Below are 15,851 nucleotides of genomic sequence, written 5' to 3'. Positions count from 1 at the left end.
GGACCCCGTGCCATGCGCTCCCTGCTCACCCGAATCTGGCTCTTCCTCGGCAAATGGCTCGGCCGTCTGCTGCTCGCCGTCGCCGCCATCGGCCTGCTCGGCTGGGGCCTCGGCAGCCTCTACTACGCCTGGAAATTCTCCGGCCCCGTTTCCGCCCAAGAAGAAATCCCGCCGGGCGAAGCCCAGCTCACCCAGGCCATCATCGAAGACGCCGTGCGCATCGTCGAACAGCACCGCGACAACACCCGCGTACTGCGTGACGCCCACGCCAAAGCCCACGGCTGCGTGAAGGCGGAAGTGACCGTCGCCAGCGACATCGCCCCCGGCCTGCGCCAGGGCGTGTTCGCCGAACCGGGTCACAAGTGGGAGGCCATGGTCCGCTTCTCCAACGGCAACGCCTACCCGCAGTTCGACAGCGCCCGCGACGCCCGCGGCATGGCGATCAAACTGCTCGACGTCCCCGGCGCCAAGCTGATGCCCGGCAAAGGCCACGACACCGAACAGGACTTCGTCATGTTCAACCACCCGGTGTTCTTCGTCCGCGACGTCGCCGAATACCGGCAGAACTTCGCCGCCCAGGCCAGCGGCCAGAAGGTCGCCGCCTTCTTCCCCAGCTGGAAGCCCAGCACCTGGGAAATCCGCCACCTGGTCATCGCCCTGCAGACCCTCGCCCCCGCGCCCGACAGCCCCTTCGAAACCGGCTACAACGGCATCGCGCCGTACAAGCTGGGCCAGGCCAACAACATCAAGTTCCGCGTCATCCCGCAGACCGAAGGCTGCCCGGCTTACCAGCTACCCAAGCTCAATGAAAAGCTGCCCAACTTCCTGCGCACCGCCATGTACCAGCAACTCTCGGTCGACCGCGTCCCCGCCTGCTTCGCCCTGCAAGTGCAGAAACAGGACCCGAGCAAGTACATGCCCATCGAAGACACCAGCGTCGAATGGAGCGAATCCGATGCCCCCTTCCAGACTGTCGCCACCGTCAACATCCCGCCCCAGGACTTCGACAGCCGCGAGCAGAACCTCGCCTGCGACAACATCTCCTACAACCCCTGGCACGCGCTGCCGGAGCACCAGCCGATTGGGGGCATTAACCGGCTGCGGAAGGCGGTTTATGAGGCGGTGAGTGTTTATCGGCATCAGAGGAATGGGGTGGGCGGGGAATAGATCGGTCCTTAGCTCTAATTAGCTAGGGCTAAGCAGGAACAGGAATTTCGAATCGCCACACAGGAGTGGGACATGATCGAGAATCTCCTTATCACTCAAAATGCACAATTTTTCAGAGCAGAAACGGCTTTAACTACTGCAGGACTTCTATCCATATTGGAGTCAGCCAGCGATAACAAAGAGGCCGATACCGATTTTATAATAAACCTATTAAAATCTGAGCGCCCCCTTCCTGACGGAAGTGGTCAATACACATTCAGCATTCGAGTATTTCCCAGCACGAGACCAGTGTATTTCATTGACTCGGACCTCTTCGACACAATATACGCATATATAATAGTTATTGAGCTAGGCGAAAATATAGCAATTCTAAAGAAATCCTGCGCAAGCATTTCAGATGCTTGCGAAAACCATCTAACGGCAATCACCAGCAACTCTCTTACCGCGTCATTTAGTGATGATGATGCTGAGTTTCAAAAAATAGCACTACGAAACATGACCATCTCTGATAGGGCCATGCGTGCCAGAGCATATGAAGCTGCCGACCTGAAAGGATTACTATCAACACACGCAGCAGGAAGATCAATCCCATACTTCTTCAAAATAAAAATTTCTGGAACCACTAAAACAATCTCTTCCCAGACAGGGCGAGTTGTAGAATCATCAGAGCGAAGATCACTAGACGAAATTGCTCTATGGGCAAAGCAGCAATTCGTCCAAATCAACAACCCATCACTTCAAAAGACGTTTCTAGACTCTTTTGCAAAAATGATCGATCTAGATGAGGTCTGGCAACACTCCAGACCTTCCGCCATCTTAATCGAGAACTCTTACATCGTCGACCAACTAATAAACACCCAAACCCCACTAAAGTACACTACTCGGCGCGGCCGAAAACTAGACCTCACTCAAAAGAACTTGAATAAGCTAACATCAACTTTAGAAAAAGTTTACGAAATCGCCCCCGACCTCTCACTAGACTCCCCACAATTTCCCGCAAAGATCAGAAAGAACAAAAGCTCTATTAGCTTAATCAGCAGAACATTACAAAATATAAGCCTACAAGAAAACGGCAAGGACATAACGCTACAAGCTTACATATCGAAGCACCTTCTAACAACAATTTGCTTCGAAGATCCCAAGTACATGTATTTTATGGGGAAATGCTTCGAAGACAGCGCAGGAATCAGTGAGATCCCGAGCCTTCTCGATATACTTCAGCCGCACCCTCAAATATCTCGCTCGACATCTGAAAAGGGAACATTCGACGCCAACAGCATACAATTCGACAGAAACTGCGTATTTGGCGCCATTGAAGAAATACACAACAACGATGACTTCTTGTTCTGTGATGATCTAGGGAACGAGTGGGCGGACCACATCTCATTAAACAGCTCCAACCCTTCCATTAGCTTTATTCACTCAAAACATGGAGATCCAAGCTGCTCTGCGAGCAACTTACATGACGTCGTAGGACAAGGAATAAAGAACCTAGGCAATATGTACTTCACAAAGGATCAAATGCTTCACAAAAGAACAAGCAAGTTCAGAAATCTATATAGCGGAACCCGCATATCTCGAACAAGACTAGGCAGCGGACGTCACTTAGGCAGATTTATTGACTCGCTACTTCAAGACTACCGCCTTAATCGGCGCTGCATTCTTGCTTGCTCGTTTCTTTCAAAATCCATGCTTCAACGTGAATTCTCAAGAATCCAGAGAGGAGAGAGAGTTCCTGGAAACGTCACACAACTTCTCTGGATTATTTCCTCCTTTGCTCATGCAGCAAAAGAAATGAATATAATACCCATAATCTACTGTAGCCCATAAATACAGTTAGCTTTCGTTTATCGTTGACGTCAATAAAGCTTCGTCATACCCTCTTCTCGCCTCGTGAAACTGACGGGGCCGGGTTTAGCAGCCCGAACGATCAGAGTGCGGAAACGCCTAGCGATTTTCGGCGATGGAATTCGCCCGGAATTTGCCTTGACGGTGGGCCGCATTGGGAGACCTTCGGGTCTGCCGGTCCTCTGGTCCCGGTCTGCTAACCCGATGCGGTTCCGCCTCCATTCTGTTTAGCAGCGGAGGGGGCGGTCCTAATGACCAGTAAAGGACTCCCTCTATGGACGATCTACCCTTACCCACCCCACTCCCCTTCCTCCGCCATCGCCGTACCCTGCGCGCGCTGCTGATCGACGATCAGGTCTGGTTCCTCCTCTCCGATTTCTGCCGCGTCACGGGCTATACGCACGAAGACCGCATGGCCATGCGCATGGCCGACGACCAGATCCGCCAGGAGCGGCTGCTGACCGAGGACGGCCTGGAACTCGATTACGTGCTGATCAGCGAATCCGCCGTGTACCAGGCGCTGGTGCTGTTCAATGTGCCGGACTACGGTTCGCTGCGGCGCTGGATCAGCGGCACGGTGGTGCCGCAGGTGCGCAGCCAGTTCAAGGCCAGCAGCCCGCGCCATGTGCAGTTGCAGTTCGAGCGGCAATGCCTGCAGGTGCTGGATTGGCAGGACGATCTCTGGGTGAGCTTCGGCGACTTGCCGCGCGTGCTCGGCGGGCGTTCGCCGATTGCCGGGCGCACAGGCTGGCGCGGCTGGGCGAAGCGGCTGCGGACGTAGCAAGCACAAGCGTGGGTGCGACTGGAGAGACAATTGGCTCAAGGCTGTCAGTTAGCTACCATGTCGCGCCCCTTCGCTAAGGGGCTGCGGCGCGGATGTCGCGCGGCGCAAGGAAGAACCAGCACCTCAGGGAAAACCATGCGCAAACTTTTCGGTATTCTGCCGCTCGTCATTGCCCTTACGCTTTCCGGCTGCAGTTGGGATCAATCCCAGCGCAACGTCAGTACATTCAGCAAGTACGCGACCCTGCGCCTCTTCGAACTCTACAAGACGGATATTCAGTACTATCGATTCGATGCAGATGCCGGCGTGCGCCAGCGTGATGCTTACTCGCCGTACATGTTGCCGGTGCGCATCGCCGATAGCGATCAGTGGATGGACTTCACCGATGACCTGGGGCCAAAGTACCTGACCTTCGGCAAGCGCCTGGAGCGCGATACCTTTCCCGCCGGGCTGGAGCCGGTCCTGACTTTCATCGCCTGGAGCGAACTACCGCTGGAGCAGCGCATCCAGAGCCGCGAGAAGCTCAGTGCTCGCCCGGAGTTCACTGCGGTCGATGCCCGCCTGGAGCTGGAGCGCGACACCAACGCCCCCCTGTTGGTATTCACCAAGAGTGCACTGGCCTTCACCCGCAAGCCGCAATATGCCGTGGACTATTCCAATGCGCGAACCTTGCTGCGAACTGCGGTGGCCTGGCACGAGCATCCGAAGCACTAGCTGATATGCGAATCGAGCTGAATGCGTCGCACATTCTTGGCTTCTGGAGCTCCTGTGGTGAAGTCAGCCAGTGTGAGTTTCAGTTCGGCCAACGACTGATCTACGTCGCGCACCCGGCTGGTGAAGCATCAGAGCCTTATTTGCGGGAGGTCCAATCGCTGGCCCAAGCCGCGTGGGATGATATCGAAGCAGTCATCGCATTTACCCGTGAGACGGTCCGCCCTGGCGAGCCGGAACTCTGGCGATTACTGGAGTCGGCCGCCTGCCGGGGTTCGCCACTGGAGGTCTTCTCGATCCATATTGCCGCGGGGAACGGCACAGCGTCCTACACGCTGTCGTGGAGTCCGGATTTCGATTGGCGGCAGGTGGTGTACGACGAGTTCGACACCTGGAAAGAATCGCCCATTTCGCTGCAGCGTTTCGAACCGAAAAAAGACCTCTGGCTGAGCATCAAGCGCTGCGGCGCCGGCCGCTTCGAGCCGGAAAACGTTGAATGCCTGGCCAAGAGCGCCCAATGAATCGACTCTCCTGCAAACTGTACAAATCGCGCTACAGCATGGACTTTTACCCAGCCCTGAGCATTGACGGGTTGCCGCTGGAAGTCTGGTTGCCGCAACACGATCCAGGCGCAGAACTCGATCTGGTCAGCGCTCATGCAGGCCTCTACAGCGATAGCGACTCAGCGCTGCTCTGGGATCGGTCGTATTCCGTGGCACCCGGCTGGAAGACGGTGGTGCCATTACTGGTGTGCTCTGATGACCTGGACCTGGGCTGCGCGGTGATCGCGGTCGAGCAGGTGGCGGACGAGAGGGATGTTCGCTGGGAGCGCTTCGGTCTGTTGCACGAGTGCATTACCCATCCCGCCCCTATCACCGAGTATTACAACATCCCTTCGGCCATTTTCGACCGTGACCAGTACCTTGCTGCGCTTGACGATTTCCGCCGGGAAATCGGCCTGCGGATGGAGTGGGATCTGCCGTAATGGTGTAGAGCGCAGGGCGTATAACGCGGTACGCGTTATACGCCCTGCGTTGGGCAGCGAAGTGGTTCGCGAGCAATAACGATGGCGTCCCCCTCGCTCCTACAGGGAAACGCTGTTCGTAGGATGGGTGGAGCGAAGCGATACCCATCGGCCGTGGGTGTGGGCGGTTGATGGGTATCGCTTCGCTCCACGCCATCCTACGGAACCGGGAAGGCGTTTCTCGGTGTCGGTGAGGTCACAGCCGGCCGGTCAGTTTGAGGAGGGTGAAGACCAGCCCACCAATGGTCATCGCTGCCGTGAGGATGGTGCCAAGGATCAGCGGGACGAAGCTGGCTGGCGAGACGTAGGGTGAGACTTCCAGCTGGAAGCCGGGGCGGATGTGTTCCGGGATCAAGCAGGTGATCTGGTAGTCACCGGGCTCGCTGCAACTGAACTCACCCAGGGGGTTGCTGGAGTTGCCGCCCATGTCGCTGCGCCGCACGCTGAACAACCTGAAGCGGCTGTAGCGCTGATACGGTACGGGCTGGCCGGGCAAGCGGGTAATGGCGAAGTCGGCGGCGAAATGCGCGGTGCCGGTGACCACGGTAAAAGCCGGAAAAACGATGTTGATGACGTAGCGCCCGGCGCGCGGCAAGGCGATCACTTGCGGGCGCGCGGCGTCGGACCAGCGCTGGCGCACGTCGGGGAAGATGATGCGGCGCAGCCGGCCGATGCAGCGGATCAGCCCGTAGCCGCCCAGCAACATCAGCAAAGGCGCGCCCCATAACAGTGTGGTGGGTTCGAGGGTCATGGTCGCCCTGCCCTGGCGGGTTCATGAAAGCGTGTTGGCCACTATAGGTCACGCCGCTATCGGATCAGCAACTCGGTTGCAATCTGCTCGCTGGCGCTGACCCGATCCTGCAATCTGCATGGCCGTTGGCCGTCGCAATTTTCCAAGCCTTTGATTTTCCAAGCCTAATTATTTTGTTACATCTGGCACAGCGGCTGCACCAAGGGTGATGAGGCTTCCACCTCTTTGCCACGGAGCAGCCAACAATGATGACAACGACTGATGCCTACGCCACCACTGCCGTGGATACGTCGGACCACTCCGGCGTGTCCTGGGCGGCGGTGTTCGCCGGGGCCGCCGGAGCGGCGGCGCTGTCCCTGATCCTGATTCTCCTGGGCTTCGGCCTGGGCTTTTCCGCGGTGTCGCCCTGGCCGGGCGATGGCGCGACCTTCAAGCAGATGAGCGTGTCCACGGTCGTCTGGCTGATGCTGACGCAGATCCTCGCCTCGGGCCTGGGTGGCTACATCGCCGGGCGCCTGCGGGTGCGCTGGGCGCGCCTGCATGACGACGAGGTGTATTTCCGCGACACCGCCCACGGCTTCCTGGCCTGGGCCATCTCCACGCTGGTGACGGCGACACTGGTGGTGGGCTCGCTGAGCGGTATCGTCGGCGGCGGCTTGCAGGCGGGAACCGCGGCGGCCAGCTCGGCAGCCTTTGCCAGTGCAGGCGGCGCGCATCGCACGGAGGCCGGTTCGGGGTACTTCATCGACATGCTGTTCCGCGACAACCGTCCGGTGGCGGTGGACAACGATGCCGCCCACGCCATCGCCACGCGCATTTTCCTGCGCGGGCTGGCCGACGGCCAACTGACGGCGGATGACCGCACCTACCTGGCTCGCGTCGTCGCTCAGCGTACCGAGATCGGCCAGGCCGAAGCCGAGCAACGGATCGACCAGGTCTTCGCCGCTGCGCAGCAGGCCAAGCTGAAAGCCCAGCAAGCGGCCGATACGGCGCGCAAGGTGGCCGCCGCCTCGGCGCTGTGGATGTTCGTCGCCCTGCTCTGCGGCGCGTTCTTCGCCAGCTTCCTGGCCATCCACGGCGGGCGTCGCCGCGACGCGGTGGTGCTGCTGACGAACACCCGCACGCTGCACGCCACGCAATCCCGTCCCGCCCACTGACCGGAGGCCCACCATGCGCTCGATCCTTCTGTATTTCCTCGGCGTTCCGATTCCGATCATCATCCTGATCGCGCTGTTCTGGCATTGATGACGGCCGGTTGATGCAGTGACGAAAAAGCCGCCCCTCGGGGCGGCTTTTCCATTCAGGCGGGCAAGTTGCGAGGGAATCGACAAGTCTCAGCCGCAGGAGCCGTCCATGGTTTCCTGGCTTTCGCGCATGAGGCGTTGGCCTTCGGCGCGCAGTTGTTCCCAGTTGGGGGTGTTCTGGCATTGTTCGGCGACGCGTACGGTCAGCTCACCGATCTTGTGCATCTGCCGGGCGGATTCGCAGATGCCGAAGTCGCGGGATTTGGCCTCCTCGCTGACGCGCTCCATGTAGACCTGGCCCTTCTGCTGGGCAGTGTCGCAGCCGCCGGAGAGGTCGACCGAGGCGATGTCGGAAGAGACGGCCGAGGCGCGGTCGCTCTGGACACTGCCGCTATTGCCGGCTGCGGCGACTGGAGCATCGGGCTGTACCAGGGCGCTGTTGCTGAACACGCCACTGGCAGTGGAGCCGTCGGGGTAGCGGTATTTGCCGCGGCCGCTAAGGGTGCCGTTCTGCAACTCGCCTTCATAGCGGTCACCCTTGGCCCACTGGATCACCGCCGGGCCATTGAAGCTGCCCTTGTGCATGGTGCCTTCGGTAGTGGAGAACACCTGGCCGTCCACCAGCGACAGGAGGATGCCCTTGCCATCGGCGAGACCGCCCACGCACTGGCCGGACCAGATGTAGGTCGGGTTGGAGCGCTGAGCGTTCCAGTCCTGCACTTGGCAGCCCTGGTCGGTTTTAGCGAAGCCGCCGGCAAGAACGGGCGTGCTGATAGCCAGAGCGAGCAGGCTCGCCAGTCCGATTCGATGCATTCGATCACCCGTTTAAATGCTCTGGGGCCAGATGGCCTCCCTGCGCGCGAGAGATTAGTGGCACTCTGTAATTGCCGCTAGTGATAGGCGCCGTACGGCACGGGCGAGACTTCGTACTTATCGCCGCCAGGTGCAGGAATTTTCCGATAGAGCCTCCCCCCCCCCCGCTCCCTAGCCTTGCGCTCCATGCCATCGACGCGTGCGGCCTGCCCATCCCGTGCAGAGCCATCCGCCGCTGCCCTGCCCTGGAGAGTCCTGCATGTCTGCCATCGAGAAGAAGTTGAACCAGTTGGCCGCCACCTTTCGGGCGGCGCTGGCCAAGGGGAATTACCGACAGGGGCGCGATTCGGCTCGCGAGGCGCTGAAAATGTCGCCGAACCATCCCACGCTGCTGGCGGACTACGCCCTGTGCCTGATGCGGACCAAGGACTACGAACTGGCCTACAAGACTTACCTTAAGCTGCTGAACAAACTGGGCGAAAACAATATGCCGGGCACGGCGCTGGACGGGCTGACCGAGGTCTGCGGCTGGCTGAAGCGCGATCATCTGGTGCGTCGCTACGGCAACCTGTCGCTGAGCGTGGCAGACAGGAAGTACAGCCAGTTCCTCGCTTACCCGCTGCCCGATGCGCCGCCACCGGCGTTCGACGGGAAGCACCCTGAGCGCAACCTGATCGTTTTCTCGCTGTTCGGCGCCCGCCCACGCTATTGCGAGAGTGCACTGAAGAACGTGGACGCCGCGCGCGAACTGTTCCCGCAATGGCGCTGCCGCTTCTACGTGGACGACTCGGTGCCGCCGGCAGTACTGGCGCGATTGAAGGAGGCTGGCGCGCAGGTCGTGCGGGTTGACGAAGCGACTCGCCGCGCCATCCCCGCGACCATGTGGCGCTTCCTGGTGATGGAGGACAACACGGTCTCGCGCTTCCAGGTGCGAGATGCCGATTCGCTGCTTTCCGAGCGGGACCGCGCGGCGGTCGAGGCCTGGCTTCAGAGTGATTGCTGGTATCACCACATGCGCGATTACTTCAGCCATACCGAATTGCTGCTGGCGGGCATGTGGGCCGGCTGCCACAACCCGAATATGCCGGGCATCCGCGAGCTGATTGCCCAGTACCTGAAGGAGGAAGCAGCGCACCAGCGCTTTGCCGACCAGTACTTCCTGCGCCGCAGCCTGTGGCCGACCATTCGTCAGAGCCTGCTGAGCCATGACGATCTGTTCGGCTTCCTCGCGGCGCAGCCGTTCCCGCCGCACGAGCCGGTGCGCTGGAGGACGGAGTTGTTTCATGTGGGCTGCAATGCCAGCTACCAGGGCATCAAGGTGCAGAGCAAGCTCACGGACGGGGAGTTGCAGCCATGGGGGTTGTTCGACAGCGAGGGTAGGCTGTTGTGCCGTTACGAATCGCCGGTGACCAAGGGGCATTGGGAGGAATGGATGCCGTACTTCCTCTGCGACGCCATTGCGGACGGTAGCCTCACGGTCCGCAGCCTGGCCAAATAAGGTGATCCCGAGAGGGGCGCGGGCAGAGCCAGTTCCTGCAGCAAGGCCGGAACGCCCGTAAGAGGGATGGAGTCCAGCCGAGACCCATGCTGTCCGAGCACGGGATCGATGTGGGTATCGCTGCGCTCCACACCATCCTACGAGAGCGACCGGTACCGGTCAGTAGACTTCCGGCACCTGTAATTCCTGCGGCGTGGGATGCCGGCGATAACCTTCGTGGCGCTGCCGCTCAGGCAGGCTGACGGCGGGCTGCTGCACTTCCTGGTAGGGAATCTGGCTGAGCAGGTGGCTGATGCAGTTCAGCCGCGCGCGCTTCTTGTCGTCGGCCTGCACGATCCACCAGGGCGCTTCGGCAATGTGGGTGCGTTCGAGCATCACTTCCTTGGCCTTGGTGTAGGACTCCCAGCGGCGGCGCGATTCCAGGTCCATGGGGCTGAGCTTCCACTGCTTGAGCGGGTCATGGATGCGGCTGAGGAAGCGGTAGTGCTGCTCCTCGTCCGAGATGGAAAACCAGTACTTGATGACCTGGATGCCCGAGCGCACGAGCATGCGCTCGAACTCGGGCACGCTGCGGAAGAATTCCTCGTACTGGACGTCGGTGCAGAAGCCCATTACCCGCTCCACCCCGGCGCGGTTGTACCAGCTGCGGTCGAACAGGACGATCTCCCCTGCCGCCGGCAAATGCGAGACGTAGCGCTGGAAGTACCACTGGGTCTGCTCGCGGTCATTCGGCGCGGGCAGCGCGGCGACGCGGCAGACGCGCGGGTTCAGGCGCTGGGTGATGCGCTTGATCACGCCGCCCTTGCCCGCCGCGTCGCGGCCTTCGAAGAGGATGACGACCTTGTGGCCGGTCTTCACCACCCAGTTCTGCAGCTTGACCAGCTCGGCCTGCAGGCTGAACAGCGTGTGGAAGTAGCGCTGGCGCGCCAGGCGTTCTTCATGGGTCTGCAGGCTGCCTTCGCGCAGCCCTTCGAAGTCGTAGAGTTCGTCGAACAGTTCGAGTTCGAGCTCTTCGTCGCGGTCATCCAGCAAGTCGCGCTGGACGCGTCGTGGGAAGTTCTTGTCATCGAGCAGCATGGTGGGTTGCCTTGTGCCGTCACTGGCTCAGTCACATCGAGTGACACTTTCATGACAGAAAAATGTAGTCACGCTTTATGACGAATTCATTACAGCCAGTGAAAGATATTTCTTACAAAGCCCGTGCTAGAGCGTTCTTCGATAGGACAGCCGATAACTTCGGAAGGTCTCGATGACGCGGGCGAGCCGCTGAACGGAGCTGATATCGAGGCGATATCAGGGGAGAGAAACGGCCGCGATGTTCCGTCTACGGCCGCCAACGGGAGGGGAAATGCTCAGGCGTCGGCCAGCGGGCGCGGCTTGTTGACGTACTTGAAGGTGCCGGACGCGGAAGCAACGACCACGCCGGCACTGTTGCGCAACTCGGCCTCGCAGAAGGCGATGGAACGGGTGTGATGGCGTACGTTGCCGAGGGCTTCCAGGACCTCACCCACTTCTCCACCGGGGCGCAGGAAATTGGTCTTCATTTCCACCGTCACTACGCCGCGTCCGGCCTCGTCGGCATCGCTGGCACTCAGTGCCATGGCGACGTCGAGCAGGGTCATGATCAGACCTCCGTGGGCGTTGGCCCAGCCGTTCACGTGCTGCGGTTCGACGCGTACGACCAGACGACCCGGCCCGTTTCCGTCTTCCGCCGGAGCGTGGCGGAACTGCAGGAAATCGAGCATGGGAATGGCGATGCCACGGTGGGCGGTGTAGAGCTTGAGCTGTTCGATATCGAGGGGCATGGAGCTTCCTGAAGCTTCGAGTGGGGCCCGGCGATGTTCCCCGCTCCTGCCGGCGGATCGCAAGCCCGGCGTGGCTTCATGCATGACGGGAATGCCCGCCGATGGCGTTGCTCAGGCGATCCACTGGCGCTGAAGCGTCAACGGGCCTTGCGGGTGCCGTTCTTCTTTTCGCTCTGGCGCTCGACGGCCTGGACGAAGAGTTCCTCGACCAGCAGCGACTGGATGGGCGCACGGGTTTCCAGCGACAGGCTCATGGACTCCAGCTTCTGGTTCACCCCCAGGCGGGCGATGCCGCACAGCAGGATGCGCTGGGCGCCGAAGATGCTGCCCTTGTCGACCAGCACTTCCCGGGGCTTTTCGCCGTCCAGGTAGCTGATCTTGAGCGCGATGGCGGTGTCGTCGCGCACGGCCAGGTTGAGCCAGGTGGCGACGTTGAACTCGACCACCCAGCCGAGTCCCGTTTTCTTGGCCACGGCTTCACGGACCAGGTGTGCGGGAACCGGACCCAGGGGGGTACTGTGGTTTTCCATGGGGCTACTTCTGACGGCTGCGGGTAGAGCGAAATGCGCTAACGGAAGACCCGATTTTATGTGAAGCAGTTCAAGTTTTCAGTCGGTTTTTTGTAAGACATCCGCTACTGGACAAGCCGGACGTTACAGATACGAACCGCTCTAGGGAGCCGCTTACAGAGGGGAAATGGATGACAGGAGAGAAACTACAGCGCGGAATGCGGGAGACCGTCCGACGAAATGAATGAAGGAGTGAATAACGTCACGCAAGGCCGGTCCGGCGCGATGCCGAATCGGCCTTGTCGTGTCTCCTTGGCTGGCGCTGGCGCCAGTGAGACCGGACCGTGAGGCCCACTTGCTCAGGCCATGCCGAGATGGGCGCGTGGCCTGTGTTCGCCCGAGCGGTTCTTGCGCACTTCACGGCGCTCTCTGAAGTCCAGTTCTTCCAGGGCGTCCATGCGTTCCTGCAGGTCTTCGATGGCCTGTGGGGTCAACAGCTTCCGATGACGAGTCATACCTACCTCCTGAACTTGTATGCCTCACCCTTTGGATTAGCACGCGAGCAGGAAGATTCAACGACTGCCTGCGACGGATCAACCGAACGGTCAGCCGCCAAGGATGTAGGACGTCGCCGGGAAAGGCACCTTTCTGTAGGAGCGAGCTTGCTCGCGAACAAGGATACCCAGCGGCTCTGCGGCTGGGCGGGTTCGCGAGCAAGGACTAGGCGTCCCCCGCGGTCCTACGAAGAGCTCCGGGGCGGGCAATAACAAACCGCGATACACGCCCGCTCGCGAATCAGCGCAACTCGTCGACCAGACTGCCGATGGTGGTCAGTACCGCGCCGGCCAACGCCTTGGAACGCGCCCCGCTCCACCCGGTACGCGCATTGGGCGACAGGTTGTGGTCCTTGAACGGCATTTCCAGGGTCAGCGACAGGCAGTCGTAGGTGCGGCCGACATGGTTGCAGGCCAGGGTCAGGTTGGCCTGGCCCGGGGCGTCCTTCGGATAGCCGTGCACGCTCTGGAATTCGCCGTTGGCTTCCAGGCGCTCGCGGAACAGGCTTTCCAGGCGATCCAGGCGCGGCGTGAACTCCGGGTTGCCTTCGCAGCCGGCGGCGAACACGAAGGGAATTTCCTCATCGCCGTGCACGTCGAGGAACAGGTCGACGCCGTATTTTGCCATCTGCTGCTGGACGAACAGCACTTCGGGGCTCTCCTCGGCGCTGGGCGCAGCCCAGGCGCGGTTGAGGTCCTTGCCGGCGGCGTTGGTGCGCAGGTGGCCGTGGAAGGCGCCGTCCGGGTTCATGTTCGGCACCAGGTAAAAGTCGGCGCGCTCCAGCAGGCTCTGGATGTCAGCCGCGCCGGATTGCAGGCGCTCGATCAGGCCTTCCATGAACCACTCAGCCATGTGCTCGCCAGGATGCTGCTGGGCAATCAGCCAGATCTTGCGTGCGCCGGCCGCGCCCTTGCCGATACGCAGCAACGGCAGCTCGCGGCCTTCGAGGCTGTGCCCCGTGGCGAGCAGTTCGGCACCGTTGGCCTGGGCGTGCTTCACCAGTTCGGCATGGCGCGCGCGGCTGTAGGGCTCGAAGTAGGCGAACCAGGCCTGGGGCTGCTCGACATCGAGCGTGAAGTGCAGGCCGTTGGCGTCGAAGGAGCTGGGCACACGGAACCAGTCGCGCTGGTCATAGGACGCCACGGCGTTGTAGCCCGGCCAGCCGCCGGTGTAGCTGGAGCCCGAGGTATTGGTCAGGCTGAACTGGTATTGCTGGCCGGGCTGCAGGCCCTCGGCCTTGAAGTGGAACCACTGGAAGTGCGGGCTTTTGCTGTCCGGGCGCAGCGCCAGGCGCACGTGGCGCGGGTCGCTGTCGTCGATGACCTGGATGTTGCCGCTGTCGAAATCGCAGTCGATCTTCATGAATTCTCCGTAGGCGCACGAACCTGAGGCGCCAAAGCCCTGCATTTTCGCCCTCCTCGCCGCGCCTGTCATGTCTGCGTGACTTGCGCGGCATCATATATTATGTTCGTAATATAAATTGAGTAACGCTTATCCCGAGCCCTGCGCTGGTGATCCGGCGAGTGCCGACTAACCTCGATTCACCCCTTTTTCCTACTGCGGAGAACACTGCATGAGCGCATACGATGTGATCGTCATTGGCGGCGGCCCCGGCGGCTACAACGCGGCGATTCGCGCCGGCCAGCTGGGCCTGAAGGTCGCCTGCGTGGAGGGTCGCGAGACTCTCGGCGGTACCTGCCTGAACGTCGGCTGCATGCCGTCCAAGGCCTTGCTGCACGCATCCGAGCTGTACGAAGCAGCAGCCGGCGGCGAGTTCGCCAACCTCGGTATCCAGGTCAAGCCCAAGCTGGACCTGGCACAGATGATGAAGCAGAAAGCCGAGAGCGTTACCGCGCTGACCAAGGGCGTGGAATTCCTCTTCCGCAAGAACAAGGTGGACTGGGTAAAAGGCTGGGGCCGCATTGACGGGCCGGGCAAGGTCGAAGTGACCGCCGCCGACGGCAGCAAAACCTCGCTCACCGCGAAGGACATCATCATCGCCACCGGTTCGGAACCCTCCCCGCTGCCAGGGGTGGAGGTCGATAACCAGCGCATCCTCGATTCCACCGGCGCGCTGTCCATCCCGGAAGTGCCCAAGCACCTGGTGGTGATCGGCGCCGGTGTGATCGGCCTGGAGCTGGGTTCGGTATGGCGCCGCCTGGGCGCGCAAGTCACGGTGATCGAGTACCTGGACCGCATCTGCCCCGGCATGGACCTGGAAACCGCCAAGACCTTCCAGCGCGCGCTGACCAAGCAGGGCATGAGCTTCAAGCTGGGCTCGAAGGTCACCCAGGCCAAGGTCAGCGGCAAGCAGGTGACGCTGAGCGTCGAGCCGGCCGCCGGCGGCGCGGCGGAATCGATCCAGGCCGATTACGTCCTGCTCGCCATCGGCCGCCGCCCCTATACGCAGGGCCTCGGGTTGGAAAGCGTGGGCCTGACCACCGACAAGCGCGGCCTGCTGGAAAACCACGAGCACCGCAGCAGCGTGCCGGGCATCTGGGTGATCGGCGACGTGACCTCCGGCCCGATGCTCGCGCACAAGGCCGAGGACGAAGCCATCGCCTGTGTCGAGCTGATCGCCGGCAAGGCCGGGGAAGTGAACTACGACGTGATCCCCAGCGTGATCTACACCCACCCGGAAGTGGCCACCGTGGGCAAGACCGAGGAACAGCTCAAGGCCGAGGGCCGCGCCTACAAGGTGGGCAAGTTCCCCTTTACCGCCAACAGCCGGGCGAAGATCAACCACGAGACCGAGGGCTTCGTGAAGGTGCTGGCGGACGAGCGCAGCGACGAGATTCTCGGCGTGCACATGATCGGCCCGAACGTCGGCGACATGATCGCGGAATACTGCGTGGCCATGGAGTTCCGCGGCGCCGCCGAGGACGTCGCGCGCACCTGCCACCCACATCCGACGCGCTCCGAGGCATTGCGCCAGGCGGCGATGAACGTGGACGGTTGGGCGATGCAAGCCTGACCGTTCGTCGCCGGTCATATCAGGTGCGTGCGACGCGATGGCGCACCCTTGGAATCGCTGCAGGCCACGGCTGGCGGGGCCTACAGCGAATCAAACAGTTTTATTTGCGACTATTTTGTGTACAACCGCGACATGGGTTGTGACTTTCTTCGACTCTGAATCCATCAA

General features: G+C 61.1%; 16 protein-coding genes. 9 read left to right on the top strand and 7 right to left on the bottom strand.

All coding sequences use genetic code 11. The features are described 5' to 3' along the window. The first annotated feature begins 12 nt into the window (after positions 1–12). The 6 genes from ACKI1H_RS15865 to ACKI1H_RS15840 all read left to right on the top strand — a co-directional run bounded on the left by ACKI1H_RS15865 (position 13) and on the right by ACKI1H_RS15840 (position 5,495). Positions 13–1,167: a catalase family protein gene (locus ACKI1H_RS15865; protein WP_440465540.1), complete on the top strand. Its 1,155-nt coding sequence runs from the start codon at positions 13–15 to the stop codon at positions 1,165–1,167. Between the two features lie 72 nt (positions 1,168–1,239). After that, positions 1,240–2,997, top strand: coding sequence for a hypothetical protein (locus ACKI1H_RS15860; protein ID WP_440465539.1), 1,758 nt, complete (start codon positions 1,240–1,242; stop codon positions 2,995–2,997). A 292-nt stretch (positions 2,998–3,289) separates the two neighbouring features. After that, positions 3,290–3,796: a BRO family protein gene (locus ACKI1H_RS15855; protein ID WP_440465538.1), complete on the top strand. Its 507-nt coding sequence runs from the start codon at positions 3,290–3,292 to the stop codon at positions 3,794–3,796. A 138-nt stretch (positions 3,797–3,934) separates the two neighbouring features. Then, a complete protein-coding gene (locus ACKI1H_RS15850; RefSeq protein WP_440465537.1) occupies positions 3,935–4,513 on the top strand; it encodes a hypothetical protein in 579 nt (192 codons plus the stop codon). A 5-nt stretch (positions 4,514–4,518) separates the two neighbouring features. Further along, positions 4,519–5,031 carry a hypothetical protein gene (locus tag ACKI1H_RS15845; protein ID WP_440465536.1) on the top strand — a complete coding sequence of 171 codons (513 nt, stop codon included), beginning with the start codon at positions 4,519–4,521 and terminating at the stop codon, positions 5,029–5,031. Beyond that, positions 5,028–5,495 (top strand): hypothetical protein, encoded by a 468-nt coding sequence (locus ACKI1H_RS15840; RefSeq protein ID WP_246084919.1) that lies wholly within the window; start codon positions 5,028–5,030, stop codon positions 5,493–5,495. The genes ACKI1H_RS15845 and ACKI1H_RS15840 overlap by 4 nt, the downstream gene beginning before the upstream one ends. A 235-nt stretch (positions 5,496–5,730) precedes the next feature. On the opposite strand, the gene ACKI1H_RS15835 is transcribed toward ACKI1H_RS15840, so the two are convergent. After that, positions 5,731–6,285: a hypothetical protein gene (locus ACKI1H_RS15835; protein ID WP_440465535.1), complete on the bottom strand. Its 555-nt coding sequence runs from the start codon at positions 6,283–6,285 to the stop codon at positions 5,731–5,733. A 245-nt stretch (positions 6,286–6,530) separates the two neighbouring features. On the opposite strand from ACKI1H_RS15835, the gene ACKI1H_RS15830 reads away from it, so the two are divergent. Then, complete coding sequence (locus tag ACKI1H_RS15830; RefSeq protein WP_440465534.1) at positions 6,531–7,442, top strand: hypothetical protein; 912 nt, start codon at positions 6,531–6,533, stop codon at positions 7,440–7,442. A gap of 177 nt (positions 7,443–7,619) precedes the next feature. Here the strand turns inward: ACKI1H_RS15830 and ACKI1H_RS15825 are convergent, their stop codons facing one another. Further along, on the bottom strand, positions 7,620–8,342 hold the full coding sequence (locus ACKI1H_RS15825; RefSeq protein ID WP_440465533.1) for a hypothetical protein: 723 nt from the start codon (positions 8,340–8,342) through the stop codon (positions 7,620–7,622). 259 nt (positions 8,343–8,601) lie between these two features. Between ACKI1H_RS15825 and ACKI1H_RS15820 the strand changes: the two genes are divergently transcribed. Continuing rightward, on the top strand, positions 8,602–9,840 hold the full coding sequence (locus ACKI1H_RS15820; RefSeq protein ID WP_440465532.1) for a tetratricopeptide repeat protein: 1,239 nt from the start codon (positions 8,602–8,604) through the stop codon (positions 9,838–9,840). 159 nt (positions 9,841–9,999) lie between these two features. Here the strand turns inward: ACKI1H_RS15820 and ppk2 are convergent, their stop codons facing one another. The 5 genes from ppk2 to ACKI1H_RS15795 form a co-directional block, all read right to left on the bottom strand. Then, a complete protein-coding gene (gene ppk2, locus ACKI1H_RS15815; protein ID WP_440465531.1) occupies positions 10,000–10,917 on the bottom strand; it encodes a polyphosphate kinase 2 in 918 nt (305 codons plus the stop codon). A gap of 275 nt (positions 10,918–11,192) precedes the next feature. Continuing rightward, positions 11,193–11,645 carry a PaaI family thioesterase gene (locus tag ACKI1H_RS15810; RefSeq protein WP_440465530.1) on the bottom strand — a complete coding sequence of 151 codons (453 nt, stop codon included), beginning with the start codon at positions 11,643–11,645 and terminating at the stop codon, positions 11,193–11,195. 137 nt (positions 11,646–11,782) lie between these two features. After that, positions 11,783–12,175: a hypothetical protein gene (locus tag ACKI1H_RS15805; protein ID WP_138525560.1), complete on the bottom strand. Its 393-nt coding sequence runs from the start codon at positions 12,173–12,175 to the stop codon at positions 11,783–11,785. A gap of 338 nt (positions 12,176–12,513) precedes the next feature. Beyond that, entirely contained in the window at positions 12,514–12,669 is a 156-nt protein-coding gene (locus ACKI1H_RS15800; RefSeq protein ID WP_440465529.1) for a hypothetical protein, read from the bottom strand. Positions 12,670–12,949: 280 nt separating this feature from the next. Then, a complete protein-coding gene (locus ACKI1H_RS15795) occupies positions 12,950–14,071 on the bottom strand; it encodes a M14 family metallopeptidase (protein ID WP_440465528.1) in 1,122 nt (373 codons plus the stop codon). 211 nt (positions 14,072–14,282) lie between these two features. Between ACKI1H_RS15795 and lpdA the strand changes: the two genes are divergently transcribed. Continuing rightward, positions 14,283–15,683: a dihydrolipoyl dehydrogenase gene (gene lpdA / locus ACKI1H_RS15790; RefSeq protein WP_440465527.1), complete on the top strand. Its 1,401-nt coding sequence runs from the start codon at positions 14,283–14,285 to the stop codon at positions 15,681–15,683. The last annotated feature ends 168 nt before the right edge of the window (positions 15,684–15,851 follow it).

It is taken from the genome of Pseudomonas sp. YH-1, assembly GCF_051990045.1.
Taxonomy (GTDB): domain Bacteria; phylum Pseudomonadota; class Gammaproteobacteria; order Pseudomonadales; family Pseudomonadaceae; genus Pseudomonas; species Pseudomonas nicosulfuronedens.
The sequence above is the reverse complement of the archived record's forward strand: the minus strand, read 5'-3'. Positions and strand labels throughout refer to the sequence as shown.

Coding starts and splice junctions, on each gene's coding strand:
- ACKI1H_RS15865 (WP_440465540.1), top strand. CDS start 13: ATGCGCTCCCTGCTCACCCGAATCTGGCTCTTCCTCGGCAAATGGCTC.
- ACKI1H_RS15860 (WP_440465539.1), top strand. CDS start 1,240: ATGATCGAGAATCTCCTTATCACTCAAAATGCACAATTTTTCAGAGCA.
- ACKI1H_RS15855 (WP_440465538.1), top strand. CDS start 3,290: ATGGACGATCTACCCTTACCCACCCCACTCCCCTTCCTCCGCCATCGC.
- ACKI1H_RS15850 (WP_440465537.1), top strand. CDS start 3,935: ATGCGCAAACTTTTCGGTATTCTGCCGCTCGTCATTGCCCTTACGCTT.
- ACKI1H_RS15845 (WP_440465536.1), top strand. CDS start 4,519: ATGCGAATCGAGCTGAATGCGTCGCACATTCTTGGCTTCTGGAGCTCC.
- ACKI1H_RS15840 (WP_246084919.1), top strand. CDS start 5,028: ATGAATCGACTCTCCTGCAAACTGTACAAATCGCGCTACAGCATGGAC.
- ACKI1H_RS15835 (WP_440465535.1), bottom strand. CDS start 6,285: ATGACCCTCGAACCCACCACACTGTTATGGGGCGCGCCTTTGCTGATG.
- ACKI1H_RS15830 (WP_440465534.1), top strand. CDS start 6,531: ATGATGACAACGACTGATGCCTACGCCACCACTGCCGTGGATACGTCG.
- ACKI1H_RS15825 (WP_440465533.1), bottom strand. CDS start 8,342: ATGCATCGAATCGGACTGGCGAGCCTGCTCGCTCTGGCTATCAGCACG.
- ACKI1H_RS15820 (WP_440465532.1), top strand. CDS start 8,602: ATGTCTGCCATCGAGAAGAAGTTGAACCAGTTGGCCGCCACCTTTCGG.
- ppk2 (WP_440465531.1), bottom strand. CDS start 10,917: ATGCTGCTCGATGACAAGAACTTCCCACGACGCGTCCAGCGCGACTTG.
- ACKI1H_RS15810 (WP_440465530.1), bottom strand. CDS start 11,645: ATGCCCCTCGATATCGAACAGCTCAAGCTCTACACCGCCCACCGTGGC.
- ACKI1H_RS15805 (WP_138525560.1), bottom strand. CDS start 12,175: ATGGAAAACCACAGTACCCCCCTGGGTCCGGTTCCCGCACACCTGGTC.
- ACKI1H_RS15800 (WP_440465529.1), bottom strand. CDS start 12,669: ATGACTCGTCATCGGAAGCTGTTGACCCCACAGGCCATCGAAGACCTG.
- ACKI1H_RS15795 (WP_440465528.1), bottom strand. CDS start 14,071: ATGAAGATCGACTGCGATTTCGACAGCGGCAACATCCAGGTCATCGAC.
- lpdA (WP_440465527.1), top strand. CDS start 14,283: ATGAGCGCATACGATGTGATCGTCATTGGCGGCGGCCCCGGCGGCTAC.